This window comes from Tolypothrix sp. PCC 7601, from assembly GCF_025677855.1.
Lineage (GTDB): Bacteria > Cyanobacteriota > Cyanobacteriia > Cyanobacteriales > Nostocaceae > Aulosira > Aulosira diplosiphon.
In genome coordinates this window covers 8,016,787-8,031,596 of record NZ_CP064879.1, presented here as the reverse complement: position 1 = coordinate 8,031,596, position 14,810 = coordinate 8,016,787, and the positions used below count along the sequence as shown (strand labels likewise).

The window sequence follows — 14,810 nt, the reverse complement described above, 5'->3', positions numbered from 1 at the left end:
GTAAGAAACTCAAAATGAGAATTTCTTACTTGAAATGTTAAAATCAAAGTATATCAATGCTTATAAGAGCCATTATCGCCCACTGTTCTTGCGAAGCACTGGCTTTTTCTCCTGTATACGGCGATCAATTGCATCCATTTTTTAGTTGATAGGGAATCCCATTGAAGATATCTCGCTTTGGCCAGTTGGTCAGTCGAGTCTGCTTCTTAGTCGGTAATATCTCTTGCAATAAGGGTTCAAAAATTTCCCATTCTGCATCAGTGAGGTTGCTGGAATACGCCATTAGCATTGGATTTTAGATGCTGAGGAGTACCTTAATTCAAAACCTCATAAGATGTCAAATGGGTTCTATAAGGCTTTTCATCAAAAAGCATGACTTCGTAGTGTTTCTGATGGCAACTCACCAAACATTTCTTTGTAACTTACCGTTCGCGCAATCGAGGATGAGTTTGGTGAAATAGATGAAATAAGGGAGAGTCTCTAAGCAGGCGATCGTTTTTGGCATCCCTTATGCCAGAAAGAAAGTTGTGTAGGGTGTAACGGTTTAATGGTAAGTGTGAGAAATGGCACATTTACCCCAACAAATAATCTCAGAACGAATCGACGATGTGGTTCTGCTGCTAGAGGTGATGAAAAAAATGGGACTGCCAGAAATCCTCAACCAAAATTTGCCACGTCATTGGAAACAGGAAGGGCTGGATTGGGGATGGGTAGCTTGCATTTGGTTATCATATATCATCTCACAGGGCGACCACCGAAAAGTACGTGTTCGGGAATGGGTGGAACAACGACACTACACCATAGAGCAAGTATGCGGATTCAACATTCGAGAAACCGACTTTACAGATGACCGTTTAGGAATACTGTTGAAGCGTTTAAGCAAGCCCGAAACTTGGGAACAAATAGAACGGTGTCTCACGCAAAACACTATCCGAGCCTATGACTTAGCGGTGGAGCAAGTGCGTTTAGACGCAACAACAATTAGTGGACACCATCTCGTCAGTGAGTCAGGTTTATTCCAATTTGGACACAGCAAAGATGATCCAAACTTGCCACAGGTAAAACTCATGATGGGGATGATAGACCCATTAGGGATGCCTCTTGTCACTCAGGTAGTATCTGGAGAACAAGCAGATGATGGGTTGTACATTCCCGCCTACCAACAAATTGCTGCCACACTGAACAAAAAAGGGTTGTTGTTTGTTGGCGACTGTAAAATGAGTTCACTATCAACACGCTGCAACATACATATTCAGGGAGATTACTACCTATGTCCATTATCCCTAGTTGGTAAAACTCCAGAACTTCTTGTAGGCTGGGTAGATGATGCTGTTGCAGGTAAATTTCCCCTGATTGATATCAAGCGAACCAGTGTTCATCACAACAGTGAAACCAGCCCAGACTTGGATGTCCTTGAAACAACTATCGCCACTGGCTATGAGGTGTGTCGTCCTGTCGAGGTGGTTGATGAACAATTGCCATTACTATGCTGGCAAGAAAGGGTGTTGATTGTTCACTCACCAACACTTGCAAAACAACAGGTTCAGGGATTAGAGAAGCGACTTCACAACGCACAGCAGAAGTTGATGGCGTTAACTCCACAAAAAGGTCGTGGTAAACGACAAATCAACGACCTACAGGTTTTATTGCAAAAAGCTACAGAAATTCTGCACCTTTATCGAGTCGAAGGCTTACTGAGTTTCGATTATGAGTGCCAAGAAACTGTTGAAGAAACCTATATTGGTCGAGGTCGTCCCACATCTCGCCCCAAGCAAATTACTCGAAAAATTAGGTATCAAATTCAGACTGTTATCCGCAATGAAGATGCTATTGCCCAAACTCACAAAACTTTTGGCTGGAGAGCTTTTGTCACCAATGCTCCCAAGAGTCTGTTAGGAGTTGAACAAGCTGTACTGACTTATCGAGACGAATGGATTGCTGAACGTGGTTTTCATCGTCTCAAGGGTGCGTCACTTTCGATTGCTCCCATGTTTGTGCAACGTGACGACCAAGTTACCGGGCTGATTAATTTACTGAGTCTAGCCCTACGTTTGCTGACAATTATCGAGTTTGTTGTCCGACGGCAATTAACTGCTATTGAGGTCAACTCTCTTGCTGGACTGTATCCCGAACATCCAAAAAAAAGGACTGCTCAACCTACTGCTGAACGGTTGTTACGTGCTTTTTCTAATATCACTTTGACGATTATTGAAGCCCGTGGTCAGCGTTTTGGTTATGTTCCTCCTTTAAACCCTCTACAACAGGAAATTATGAGTTTGCTTGGTCTTCCTTCGGATATTTATAGCAATCTTGTAGATAATTCCTCTTAGTCAAATTCTATTACGCGAACGGTGAGATATAAGGACATACTTGACCGCTTGAAAAGTATGTGGTTCCTACGTAAGGATTCAGGTGGCAGAGTATTGACAAAGGGATCGCTTGAGGAGGAGTATCACAGATATGAACCAAAACCTGCCTCAAGATTTAGACCGGGAAAGCTTGAACCAGTTATCGAAACAAGAACTGGTAGAGATAATCATTGAGCAGAGCAAGGTAATAGGTGAATTACAGAAAACAGTATTAGAACTACAGCAAGAAATAGAACGTTTAAAAGTCAGCAGAGATTTAGACAGCAAAACCTCATCTAAGCCGCCATCAGGGGACATCCTCAAAAAAGAGTGAAAACAAAAAAGCAGCACCGCAAGAAGAATCAAATCATCCCAAAAGAAAGCCAGGTGGGCAACCAGGGCATCAAGGTAAGACCCGTAAGGGTTTTGGTAGAGTAGATCGTTGTGAAATCTTACGTCCAAGTGATTGTGTCTGTTGTGGTCAAAAAGCGTTTGCGGCTGTGGCAGTAAAAGTAGAAAAACAGTCTGTAGCGCAACTAGTGGAGCGTCCCATTGAAATAGTTGAGTATCAACGCCATACGTGCCAGTGTGAGTACTGTGGCAATATACAAACAGCCTCCTGGTCACAAGATATCATCCCAGGACAGGATTTAGGGATTTCTTTACAGGCATTTTTAGGATGGGCAAATAATTATGCACATATGCCCTATGAAAAACAGCAAGAAATGTTGTGGGAGTTAGGTCAAATTGAAATTGGGCTGGGAACTTTAGTCACCACAAATGAACGAATTCAAACAGCGATTCAACCAAGCATTACTGAGTTAAGTAATTGGGTAAAACAGACACAACCTAACATTCATGTGGATGAAACACCTTGGTCTGTCAAGGGAGTTAAAGAATGGTTGTGGGTAGTTGCCAATTCTGAGTTTTGCCTGTTTACTGCTGCTGACACTCGTTCCAGAGCAGAACTAGAAGCCATTTTAGGGGCTAAATATACAGGGGTAATCAGCAGCGATGATTTTAGTGTTTACAATGGCTATGCGGTGCCTGAGCAGCAGAAATGTTTGGCTCATCTACGCCGTCACTTCAAAAAACTAATTCAACTTCCAGGTCTTCACAACCAAGCTATTGGTGAAGCATTTGTGGATTTAATTGATGAAGCTTTTGGAAATTATGCCCAATGGTTTGAGACTCTTGACTGCGCCAGTTATAACGATTGGGTCAATCAATTCAAATCTAAATTGCAACAAACACTTGATGACTGGATTAACTTAGCCGGAGCTACAGCAGGAAACCTTTTACGTTCCTTGCGCGATAAAGCCTCCCAATGGTGGTATTTCCTTGACAACCCTGAAGTTCCTCCTGATAACAATCAAGCCGAGCGATCGCTGCGTTTGGCTGTGACAAAACGTAAAGTTAGTGGTGGTTCCCGTTCGATGGAGCGGTTTCAACATACTGCCAATTTGTTGACGGTGGTTCAAACCTGTCGTCGTCAAAGTCTGTCTGTTATTGATTTTTTTGTACAAGCACTAATTGCTGACTCTATTAATTCTCAGTCTCGCCCTTCTCTAGTTCCTCAATTTTAGACCTGAATCCTTACTTTTATATTGGTGATAATAAGAATAAAAAAATAATTGCAGTAGTAGTAGGATGCGTTACGCTATCGCTAACGCATCCGCGTCAAATCTTTTCGTACATTACGGCTTCCTGAAATTTTTTCAGAAATTAAATCTGATTCCTATATCTTAGTGAAAATAAGAATAAAAAATTAACCGCAGATGAAAGAGGATGAACACAGATAAACGCAGATAAGTTTGTAATGAATCTAATTAGCAACCGCTAAAAAAAGGAAAAGGTTTAAATTCACCCTTTCCCTTTTTTCCGGTTTCCTTTTCTTCTTCGATAATGAAGATACAATTCTTAACTTTCCATCACAGCATTTGCTAATCCATCAGAGACTAAAAAACCGTTTTTAACTAGTCTAGTATCAACTACTTCTGATTCAGAGTCATAATTATTAATTAATGGTAAGATTTTGTCTTGTAAATGCATTGATTGTAAATGGCTATTGATGCCAGAGACTGATAAATTATAGGCAGCAATTTTCTGGAGAACTAGACTCATAACCCTTTGATTATTCAGAATTTTTTCTTGGGCTTCTTTTTCTAGTGTATTTTCTAAATAAGCTCTAGCATGAGGGTACTGCTGTAATATTTCATCAGCTTGCTTTTCTGCCATTTCCAACAACTGATTTTTAACTATTTGGTTAATAGTTTGACGGAAAGATTTGCGAATAGTATTAGAAACTTTTGGCTCAAAATCTAACTTTAGTAATTGTCGAATTGCTGGTTCTGCTTCTACGATGCTTTCACAGTCGTAACTTTGAGAAGTTTGCTGCAATGTTTGCCGGAATTGATATATCGAAAAAGTGCCTTCGTCGTAAAATCGGGGGCTTTCTCTCACAAAGCGATCGCACTCTACACTAGCTGCACTAATTAAGGCTTGGGAAACTAGTTTTTCGACAATTTTGATTTCTATTTCAATACCGCCATCATTACCTAATAAACGATATAATTGGCGATAATAATCTGATTTGCGAATTTTCTCGATTAACTGCTGAAACAAATTAGCGACTAATTGCTGTGAAGATAAAATCAAAATATCTTCTAACTGATTCGCTAAATAATAAAATGCTTCTACTAAAATTGCTAGTAAAGGTGCAGTCGCATTCCTGGGATGGCTGAGGGTTGCACGCCGATAAGCATCAGCCACAGAAAAAGTATCTAGCAATTCATCCAAACGGCGAATCATCCGAGATTGCAATTGCCGAAAATCAGCTTCAAAGCTATCACAATTATTATTAATGACTAGGTTAACCTCTTCATTAATATGCTGAACCCAGTCTTTACTAACTTGCTGTAATTGTTGGTTGAGACGTTGCAATTCCTGCACCTTCATTGTCTCAATTTCTCGCGGCTGACTATCTAAGTCCTGATATAATGCTTGATAATGTTTTTTCAAGTTTATACAAATATCTTGCAAATCCTCAGCCAAATTTTGAAAAAGTTGAGGGCGCTTTTCTTCTGTGAGATAGCGAGTAATCGCAGTTCTAAATTCTTCTATGCCACTATCTTTAATTAACTGGCTAATTAATGGCATACCCTGTTCTTTAATAATTCTGATATAGTTTTCATTTGGCGTTTCAAAACTATTCACAGAAATGCGGAACTGAGTAGCTGATAATTTTCCAGAATTAGCACAATAACGGTTAAATTCATTGACAAATTGTGGTGTTTCTTCTCCTCCGTCGAAACCTCTTGCACTTGTAGCAAAGATAGAATCTAAGCCAAATCTATCTTGCTCCGTTGTTTGTTTAATTTGGCTGCCATAAAATCCTAGTAAGCCACTAGTTTTGTAAACCCTATTCGTATCGCGGAACTGTCCGGTAATTAAATCTTCTAATCGTTGCCTTAACTGGGCATTGTACCAGGTTTCATCAATGCGGTTAAAAATATAGAAAACGCGATCGCGGATTCCACCGTTTCCCCGCATAGTTTCTAAAAGTTCCGTTTCTTCTTTTGTCATATCGCCAGCAGAGGCGGGTTTCAATACGCACATCACAGCCGAAGTTTCGGGATGTTGAATTCTTTGATAAGTTAGCAGTGCATCCTTAGCTACTGGCGCATCAATTCCAGGAGTATCAATAATGACGTTACCATCTTGTAATAAAGGATGATGGCAATAATATTCAATCCTTTTCAACACCGAACTATTGCTACCACGTCTTGCATAACTAGCAGCTTCTTTAATATTGGCAAAATTAAATTGTGCCATTGAATATGTAGCATTATTCACTGTATGGATATGTTGGCGATTTGCTACATAACCTTCCAGTAATAAAATTAATGCTTTAGCTTGTTTGGCACGTGCAGATTTACTTTCACCTCCCTCTTGCTGTAAAATAGCTTGACAACCTTGATTAAGCAAATTAATCACATCGGTCTCATTAATATTTGCGACTGTCTTAAATCCTAATTGTTGACATAATGCAACGGCTTGTTCGCGGATTTCGGCTTCACTTAAAAATGTTAAAATAACCCGTTCTTCATCTGCATTTGCATATTCAATTTTGCACTCTGTACCTGTAGCGTGTCCTTCAGCACTGTATAATAATTCTCTTTCTAAAAGTGCATTAATGAGCATCGATTTACCCGCACTAAATGCACCCGCAAACACAATTTCAAATCTTGGAGAAATAACTTTCGCTAGAGAAGTTTTGACAGGTGTAATATCATAAGCGCGTAATGTCGGTTCTTGTTGTAAAAGATTTAATATATATTCAACTTGTTCTTTTAAATCTATAGCTTGATAAGACAAGTCTGACATATTTATAAGCCTGATAAAATTTAAGTATATTTTACTAAAAAATGTATAAAATCTAAAACAGTAGTATTACTGAGAAAGTATGATCAAGCTTTGATGTCATGCAAGAAAAATCAATGATCAACGATAAAAATCCCACCCCCAGAAAGAAGGTAGGATTAGCTGATTATGATTTATTAATTGATGCTCTAGGGAAACTCCAAAAAATCAATTATTCCCTTCAAGTCGTTGACTGTGAACCATCAACAGTCAACAGTCAACGAATATTTGTTTACTTGGAAGTCCCTAGTAGTGAGTACCTGTTTTACGATGGTTGATAGCAGTCACCGCATCAGGTTTGAGTAATTTACCGTTATCAACAGTTGCATAAACTACCCAATGATCACCACATTCTAGACGTTGGCTAACTGAGCATTCCAAATAGGCGATCGCATCTGTTAACACAATACAACCATTGTCAGCAACCGCCGTACTAAAGCTAGCAAATCTATCTTCCCCAGGAGCAAAAGATTTGCGGAAATGCTTCATGTAGTCTATATGATTGCCTTCTTCCAAAACATTTAAGGTAAATTTACCACCTGGATACATCAAAGATTCAATCGCGCGTTCTTTCGCGATCGCTACTGTAATTCCCGGTGGGTTAAATGTGGCTTGAGATACCCAAGCACCTAGCATTCCTGTGGAAACATCTCCTTGCTTGGCGGCGATGACGCAAACAGAACCAACAATTCGACCCACGGCTTGTTCTAAAGGAGTAGCAGCTTGTTGTGGTACGCGCACTTTTTTCGCTTTCTTAATTGCTTGAGCAAAGTCTGTGCCGACTTCTTCACAGTACTTGAGCGTCACATCATCTGGTTTAAACTTGACTTTGAGAGTTTCAAAACCAAATTTATAACCAGCATCCCGGAGTTTACCTTCAATTAAATCAAAGGCTTCACCACTCCAGCCATAGGAACCGAAAACTCCCGCCAGTTTATTGTTATCACCAACGCTGAGAACAATACCTAAAGCAGTATGAATGGGGGTAGGTGCATGACCACCGATAGTAGGAGAACCAATAATGAATGCATCGCACTCTTGCAAGGTGGTGCGGATTTCATCAGGGTCAGCAAATTCGCAGTTGATGGATTTGACCGCGACTCCGCCTTTAGTCAGTCCCAGTGCGATCGCCTGTGCTAAAGTTGCGGTATTTCCATAAGCAGAAGCAAACAACAACGCCACAGATATTTCCCTGGTTCGTTGTGCGTGGCTCCATTCGCCATAAGATTTAGTCAGTTCAATTAAGCTAGTACGTACCAAAGGCCCATGACCAACACCATACATTCTCACCTGCAAATCAGAGATTTTCTCTAAAGCAGCTTCTACGTGTAATGCATGGGGAGCCATCAAACAGTTGTAGTAGTAGCGCTGGTCTTCCTTAAAGCTTTCCCAATTATCATCAAATACTTCATCGCCACAGATATGAGAACCAAATAACTTATCTGTGTAGAGAATTTGCGTTTGTTGGTCGTAGGTACAAAGCGCTTCCGGCCAGCGAGGACTAGGAATCGGGAAGAATTTTAAAACATGACCCTTACCTAAATCCAGAGTCTCTTTCCCCCGCATTACTAAGATATTTAAGCTGTCATCAGGAAAAGCATTCCGCAAATTAGCAGCACAAGGAAGCGAACAGACAAATGTAATTTGAGGCGCTAATTCTAAGAGGGCTTTATATGTTACTACCCGGTTAGGATTAAAGTGACCCAAAATTACATAATCTAATTTTTTTAAATTCAGGGTCTGCTGTAAAGCATCCAGATAAATTTCCGTAAAACTTTCTGCAGGTGGATCAGTAATTGCTGTTTGATCGCCTTCAATTAAATAGCAATTGGAGGTAGTTCCCCTTTCAAGTGCATATTCGATTTCAAACCGCAAACGTGACCAACTACGCGCTCTCAGAACTTTAGTATTTGTCGCAATGGGCAAAACTTGTACGTCACGGGGTTTGGAATTGCTCATAGATTTCGGGTGATTTTTATCAAAAAAATGGAAAAACCGGGTAGAATTAACCCAGTTTTTAGCTAATTCAAAAACGCGGGTGAAGCTATTGGAAAATCTCATATCGTTCTGAGTCCTGAGTACTAAGTGCTTAGTCTTGAGCGATATTCCAGAGCAAAATATAAAGATGAAAAAAGATAGCTTGCTTGATACCAATTCCTCAAAATTCATGACCAATCCAAACTTATAAATCCAGGATGTACCAGGGTTTATTAATTTTGAATTTTGAATTTTGAATTTTGAATTGATATGAGTAGTTCTGAGCGCTATTTACATCCTCATTACTCAGCACTCGTTACTCAGCACTCAGAACTTTTGTGTTTAGTAGTAGTTACCTACTTTGCGATGACGAACGGCTGTCAGTCCCTCTGGTTTGGATACACGACCTTCTTGGACAGTGCAATATAAAATCCAGTGGTCGCTACATTCAATGCTGCTTTGTACTTCACATTCCATGTACGCCAGCGCATCTGTGAGAATCGGAGAACCATTTTTCGCGGTTTGAGTTTTCACACCAGCAAATCGGTCAGCACCAGGGGTTAAGCGCTTGAGGAAGTGCTTTTTAAGTTCTTGATAATTTCCTTCTTCCAGGACATTCAGCACAAAGCGATCGCCTACTTGCATCAATGTATCTATGGCGCGGTCTTTGGCTATTGCAATGGTCAATCCTAAGGGTTGTAAGCTTGCTTGGCTCACCCAAGATGCCAGCATTGCACCATTAACATTACCTTTTTTGGTGGTGACAATATACAAGCCACTGCTAATCCGACCCAACGCTTTTTCCATATTCACGTCGAGGGACTTGAGTTGCTTGAGATTGCGATCGCGCATCAGCACTTGTCCCAAATCTGTACCAGCTTCTGCACAAAGCTTATATGTAGAAGCGTTGGGAGCCTCTTTAATCCGAATCGCTGGGAAGGCTTCCTTAATACCTGAGTCAATAAATTTACGGCGTAGTGTATCGATGGGTTCATCATCCCCACCGTAACACTCAAATAATCCTACTAGTTGCTTGTTATTAACTACAGCCAACAGCGAACTTATACCAGCTATAGCTGCAGCATTGGTACTTGGTGGCATACCAATTACAATACCAGCTGCTCTACCTGCTAATTCTTGGATTTCTTGGGGTTCAGCTGTGCTGAGATCAATCATTTCGATCCCCACACCAGTTTTTTGGATACCCTCCCCAATAGCCTGAATCAGCTTTTCTCCAAAGCCGTATTCGGAGACATAAAACAAGCCAACTGTTGTTTCTGCTTTTGCTTGTCTTTGGCTCCAACTTTGGTAACATTCGGTCAGAATATCCAAATGGTGATGCAGTAAGGGCCCGTGACCGTTGGCAATAATTTTAATTTTTCCTAAATCATTCATCCGCTTCATTGCTGTTAGCAAAGAGCGGGCATTAGGCCCCATCAAGCAATCATAATAAAATCTAAAGTCAGCCTCGATGGCTTCTAAATCTTCATCAAAAGTACGCTCATCACAGAAGTGCATCCCAAAAGCATCGCAAGTGTAGATCACTTCAGTTTTGCGGTCATAGCTAAAGATGGTATCTGGCCAATGCAGATTTGGCGCACTCACAAATTCGATTTCATGTCCTTTGCCAATATCGATGCGATCGCCACTTTTGACAATCCGCTTAGAAAATGGCTCATGTACCAAACCTTCTAAAAATTGCAGCGCAATTTTAGAAGCTAAAACAGTGGCTCTCGGAGCTAACTGCAGAACATCCTCCACCAAGCCGCTATGATCTGGCTCAGTGTGGCTGACAATAATGTAATCAATAGTCTTGGGGTTGACCAGACTTTTCAGCGTTTCTAAATACAGTTCGCGAAACTTCTGGTGAGAAGTATCAACCAAAACTGTTTGCTCACCCCTAATTAAATAGGAATTGTAAGTAGTTCCATTTTGCAGTCCGAATTCGATATCGAAGCGATCGCGATCCCAATCAAGAGAGCGAATCGCCGTGGTGTTAGGGGCAATTTCTACAGTTTGTATAGTTAGCCGATGCTGAACGTTCTCTGCGATCGCTACCATTAATTCGTCTCCGAGCGCAAAACAACAATATTTCTGTCTGCACCCATTCTCCCTATAAGTGTACCTTTGCGTTGTAATGAAGATTAGTTTTTACAAAAATCGACTTGTAGCAATTGTTGCTCTTTTTCAGCATATTTTTTAACTCAAAAAATATGCTGAAAACTCCAATACTTTCCAAGTATCAAGTATTAAATATTGATATTTATTGGCTTAAATTAACATCTCCAATTATCATACATATCAATTTGATATTGACAATAATTTCGTAACAAAAAGCATAAAACATCTAACAAATGTCTCGATTTTTACATTACTGACTATGCATTGAGTAAATCAGAACTTTCAAATACTTAAATAGAAACAATAACAGAGAAATCTTTTACAATTGCTTGGGAATCATTGCTGTTTTCAGATAATGTACTTACTACTAGTGGTCTGTCGTAAAAGTCTTGATGAGTAAATTAACTCTTCCATTTCTCTTCTTTTCTCTCTTCGCGTACTTCATGTCTACCCTGCGGGAACGGCTACGTCGAATGCGGTTCGTTATTTCTTAACATTCAAAATTCATGGGATATACCACTAAAAATTTAATGCAGGTAAATTATCTACCTACAGTTTTGAGCTTTTCTCATTCTCAATGCGACAGAACATTAATTTCAAATAAGATAATCAGCCTCATTACTAAAGTGGGATTTTCATACTTAAATCCAACCACTTAGACTGTGTAATCGGTGCGCTACTAGAAATATAATCCACACCAGTCTGTGCTACAGCACGAATCGTTTCCAAAGTAACATTACCTGAAGCTTCAATTTTAATGTGACTATATTCTTGGCGAATCAACTGCACTGCAATAGACATCATCTCTAAAGACATATTATCCAACATAATAATGTCAGCCTTAAACTCTAGCGCTTCCTTCACCTGCTCTAAAGTTTCCGTTTCTACCTCTATTGTCAGAGGATAAGGTATCTGCGAACGGATGCGCGTAATTGCTTCGCCAATTCCCCCAGCCGCCGCAATGTGATTATCCTTAATCATCACCGCATCATCTAGTCCCATGCGATGATTAATCGCTCCTCCCACAGCCGTTGCGTATTTTTCCAACAACCTCAGCCCTGGTATAGTTTTGCGCGTATCCACTAACTGAGCAGGTAAATCCGCAATTTGCTCTACATATTTATTAGTGAGGGTTGAAATTCCACTCAAACGCATAGCCAAGTTAAGAGCAACTCTTTCCCCCATCAGCAACGCATCTAAAGGCCCATGAATTTCCGCCACTAATTGTCCAGGCTCGCACCATGCACCTTCATCTGTAATTGACGCAAAGCTCACTTTCTCGTTCAAAAGCTGAAATACCCTAGCTGCTACAGGTAACCCAGCAATAATTCCAGGAGCTTTTGCTACCCACTTAGCTGTTCCTAGCTTGACATCTTTAAATAGTAGGCTGTTGGTTGTGCGATCGCCTCGACCAATATCTTCCAACAACCAGCTATGCAACAAAGAGTCAAGGACGAGCCAAGGGGGCAAGATAGCGAAATTGCTCACAGAGTTTATGGATTCCTACGCAACATCCAGGAACAGTATAGGCGAAAAGGCTGACTGTACAAGGGATAGAAGGGCGAACAAAAAAAATGAAACTTTTCCCGAAAAAAAGTTGACAAACGGAAGTAGGCTCGATATATTAGATAAGTGCCTGAGAGCGGAGCGCGAAAAGCGGCGCTGGTAGGGACACCGAACCTTGAAAATCATATAGTTTGAAAGCCAGTATATAACATATACCCTGCGTCAGTAAAGAGAATTACCGGACTGAGGTATAAATCAGTCGATTAAGAGCTAAACGAACTTTATCTACAAAATGGAGAGTTTGATCCTGGCTCAGGATGAACGCTGGCGGTATGCTTAACACATGCAAGTCGAACGGTCTCTTCGGAGATAGTGGCGGACGGGTGAGTAACGCGTGAGAATCTAGCTCTAGGTCGGGGACAACCACTGGAAACGGTGGCTAATACCGGATGTGCCGGAAGGTGAAAGATTTATTGCCTAGAGATGAGCTCGCGTCTGATTAGCTAGTAGGTGTGGTAAGAGCGCACCTAGGCGACGATCAGTAGCTGGTCTGAGAGGATGATCAGCCACACTGGGACTGAGACACGGCCCAGACTCCTACGGGAGGCAGCAGTGGGGAATTTTCCGCAATGGGCGAAAGCCTGACGGAGCAATACCGCGTGAGGGAGGAAGGCTCTTGGGTTGTAAACCTCTTTTCTCAAGGAAGAAAAAAATGACGGTACTTGAGGAATAAGCATCGGCTAACTCCGTGCCAGCAGCCGCGGTAATACGGAGGATGCAAGCGTTATCCGGAATGATTGGGCGTAAAGCGTCCGCAGGTGGCAATGTAAGTCTGCTGTTAAAGAGTGAGGCTCAACCTCATAAGAGCAGTGGAAACTACATAGCTAGAGTGCGTTCGGGGCAGAGGGAATTCCTGGTGTAGCGGTGAAATGCGTAGAGATCAGGAAGAACACCGATGGCGAAAGCGCTCTGCTAGGCCGCAACTGACACTGAGGGACGAAAGCTAGGGGAGCGAATGGGATTAGATACCCCAGTAGTCCTAGCCGTAAACGATGGATACTAGGCGTGGCTTGTATCGACCCGAGCCGTGCCGGAGCTAACGCGTTAAGTATCCCGCCTGGGGAGTACGCACGCAAGTGTGAAACTCAAAGGAATTGACGGGGGCCCGCACAAGCGGTGGAGTATGTGGTTTAATTCGATGCAACGCGAAGAACCTTACCAAGACTTGACATGTCGCGAATCCTCTTGAAAGGGAGGAGTGCCTTCGGGAGCGCGAACACAGGTGGTGCATGGCTGTCGTCAGCTCGTGTCGTGAGATGTTGGGTTAAGTCCCGCAACGAGCGCAACCCTCGTTTTTAGTTGCCAGCATTAAGTTGGGCACTCTAGAGAGACTGCCGGTGACAAACCGGAGGAAGGTGGGGATGACGTCAAGTCAGCATGCCCCTTACGTCTTGGGCTACACACGTACTACAATGCTACGGACAAAGGGCAGCGAGCTAGCGATAGCAAGCAAATCTCATAAACCGTGGCTCAGTTCAGATCGCAGGCTGCAACTCGCCTGCGTGAAGGAGGAATCGCTAGTAATTGCAGGTCAGCATACTGCAGTGAATTCGTTCCCGGGCCTTGTACACACCGCCCGTCACACCATGGAAGCTGGCAACGCCCGAAGTCATTACTCCAACCATTCGTGGGGGAGGATGCCGAAGGCAGTGCTGGTGACTGGGGTGAAGTCGTAACAAGGTAGCCGTACCGGAAGGTGTGGCTGGATCACCTCCTTTTTAGGGGAGACCTACCCAACTTTGAAATCAATTGCAAACAGTCAATAGAGACAAAGATGGTCTACTCTAGGTCGGTCGCAGGTATAGTGAAGGCTTTCAAACTATAGAGAGGTTCTCAATTATGGGCTATTAGCTCAGGTGGTTAGAGCGCACCCCTGATAAGGGTGAGGTCCCTGGTTCGAGTCCAGGATGGCCCACCTGAACAAGTAAAAAGAGCAAAGTAAAAAGTAAAAAGAAAGTGTAAATTCTTTTGAATTTTTCCTTTAAACTTTTACCTTGTGGATGGGGGTTTAGCTCAGTTGGTAGAGCGCCTGCTTTGCAAGCAGGATGTCAGCGGTTCGAGTCCGCTAACCTCCACATGATATCTGTTGTGACAGCAGCAAAAGTGAATATATCACAGGTAAAAATTAGCCAAAAGTGATAGAGTGAGTAGTTTTTGTGTTCATAGCAGAGAATGTGGTAAGATAAGAGATTGTGGGTAAATTCAGCAATTGACGTCAAAAAGAGTCAAACTGCTGGAAATAGTCCAGCCAGAACCTTGAAAACTGCATAGTAACGCGAAAAATAGCAGGCAGACGAAATTTCAAGTAATGAGTGCTGAGTGCTGAGTGCTAAGTGTAAAACACAAAGGCTCCCATGAAAGTAGTCAGGAAAGAGA

7 protein-coding genes, 2 tRNA genes, 1 rRNA gene and 1 pseudogene are annotated in these 14,810 nt (G+C 41.9%); 6 read left to right on the top strand and 5 right to left on the bottom strand.

From position 1 onward, the window contains the following. Positions 1-124: 124 nt before the first annotated feature. Positions 125-283, bottom strand: a complete 159-nt coding sequence (locus HG267_RS32455; RefSeq protein WP_045874587.1) for a transposase — start codon at positions 281-283, stop codon at positions 125-127. Positions 284-563: 280 nt separating this feature from the next. Here HG267_RS32455 and HG267_RS32450 point away from each other — a divergent pair, with 280 nt between their 5' ends. Both HG267_RS32450 and tnpC read left to right on the top strand, forming a co-directional pair. After that, complete coding sequence (locus HG267_RS32450) at positions 564-2,330, top strand: hypothetical protein (protein WP_263419997.1); 1,767 nt, start codon at positions 564-566, stop codon at positions 2,328-2,330. Between the two features lie 130 nt (positions 2,331-2,460). Beyond that, positions 2,461-3,934: pseudogene (gene tnpC / locus HG267_RS32445) on the top strand (IS66 family transposase). Between the two features lie 334 nt (positions 3,935-4,268). Here tnpC and HG267_RS32440 read toward each other — a convergent pair. After that, complete coding sequence (locus tag HG267_RS32440) at positions 4,269-6,734, bottom strand: dynamin-like GTPase family protein (RefSeq protein WP_045873140.1); 2,466 nt, start codon at positions 6,732-6,734, stop codon at positions 4,269-4,271. A 113-nt stretch (positions 6,735-6,847) separates the two neighbouring features. Between HG267_RS32440 and HG267_RS32435 the strand changes: the two genes are divergently transcribed. Further along, on the top strand, positions 6,848-7,048 hold the full coding sequence (locus HG267_RS32435; protein WP_155539526.1) for a hypothetical protein: 201 nt from the start codon (positions 6,848-6,850) through the stop codon (positions 7,046-7,048). On the opposite strand, the gene HG267_RS32430 is transcribed toward HG267_RS32435, so the two are convergent. The 3 genes from HG267_RS32430 to nadC all read right to left on the bottom strand — a co-directional run bounded on the left by HG267_RS32430 (position 7,017) and on the right by nadC (position 12,356). After that, positions 7,017-8,729 carry a diflavin flavoprotein gene (locus HG267_RS32430; protein WP_045873254.1) on the bottom strand — a complete coding sequence of 571 codons (1,713 nt, stop codon included), beginning with the start codon at positions 8,727-8,729 and terminating at the stop codon, positions 7,017-7,019. The two genes, HG267_RS32435 and HG267_RS32430, sit on opposite strands and share 32 nt — an antisense overlap. A gap of 360 nt (positions 8,730-9,089) precedes the next feature. Next, complete coding sequence (locus HG267_RS32425) at positions 9,090-10,808, bottom strand: diflavin flavoprotein (protein WP_045873142.1); 1,719 nt, start codon at positions 10,806-10,808, stop codon at positions 9,090-9,092. Positions 10,809-11,489: 681 nt separating this feature from the next. Then, a complete protein-coding gene (gene nadC, locus HG267_RS32420) occupies positions 11,490-12,356 on the bottom strand; it encodes a carboxylating nicotinate-nucleotide diphosphorylase (protein WP_045873143.1) in 867 nt (288 codons plus the stop codon). A 307-nt stretch (positions 12,357-12,663) separates the two neighbouring features. Here nadC and HG267_RS32415 point away from each other — a divergent pair. The 3 genes from HG267_RS32415 to HG267_RS32405 all read left to right on the top strand — a co-directional run bounded on the left by HG267_RS32415 (position 12,664) and on the right by HG267_RS32405 (position 14,509). Then, a 16S ribosomal RNA gene (locus HG267_RS32415) occupies positions 12,664-14,152 on the top strand. A gap of 123 nt (positions 14,153-14,275) precedes the next feature. Then, a tRNA-Ile gene (locus HG267_RS32410) sits at positions 14,276-14,349 on the top strand. Between the two features lie 87 nt (positions 14,350-14,436). Continuing rightward, positions 14,437-14,509: transfer RNA gene (locus tag HG267_RS32405), tRNA-Ala, on the top strand. The last annotated feature ends 301 nt before the right edge of the window (positions 14,510-14,810 follow it).

What these genes read in the sequence shown, in the direction of transcription:
- HG267_RS32450 (WP_263419997.1), top strand. Translation starts at nt 564, where the DNA reads ATGGCACATTTACCCCAACAAATAATCTCAGAACGAATCGACGATGTG.
- HG267_RS32455 (WP_045874587.1), bottom strand. Translation starts at nt 283, where the DNA reads ATGGCGTATTCCAGCAACCTCACTGATGCAGAATGGGAAATTTTTGAA.
- HG267_RS32435 (WP_155539526.1), top strand. Translation starts at nt 6,848, where the DNA reads ATGATCAACGATAAAAATCCCACCCCCAGAAAGAAGGTAGGATTAGCT.
- HG267_RS32440 (WP_045873140.1), bottom strand. Translation starts at nt 6,734, where the DNA reads ATGTCAGACTTGTCTTATCAAGCTATAGATTTAAAAGAACAAGTTGAA.
- HG267_RS32425 (WP_045873142.1), bottom strand. Translation starts at nt 10,808, where the DNA reads ATGGTAGCGATCGCAGAGAACGTTCAGCATCGGCTAACTATACAAACT.
- HG267_RS32430 (WP_045873254.1), bottom strand. Translation starts at nt 8,729, where the DNA reads ATGAGCAATTCCAAACCCCGTGACGTACAAGTTTTGCCCATTGCGACA.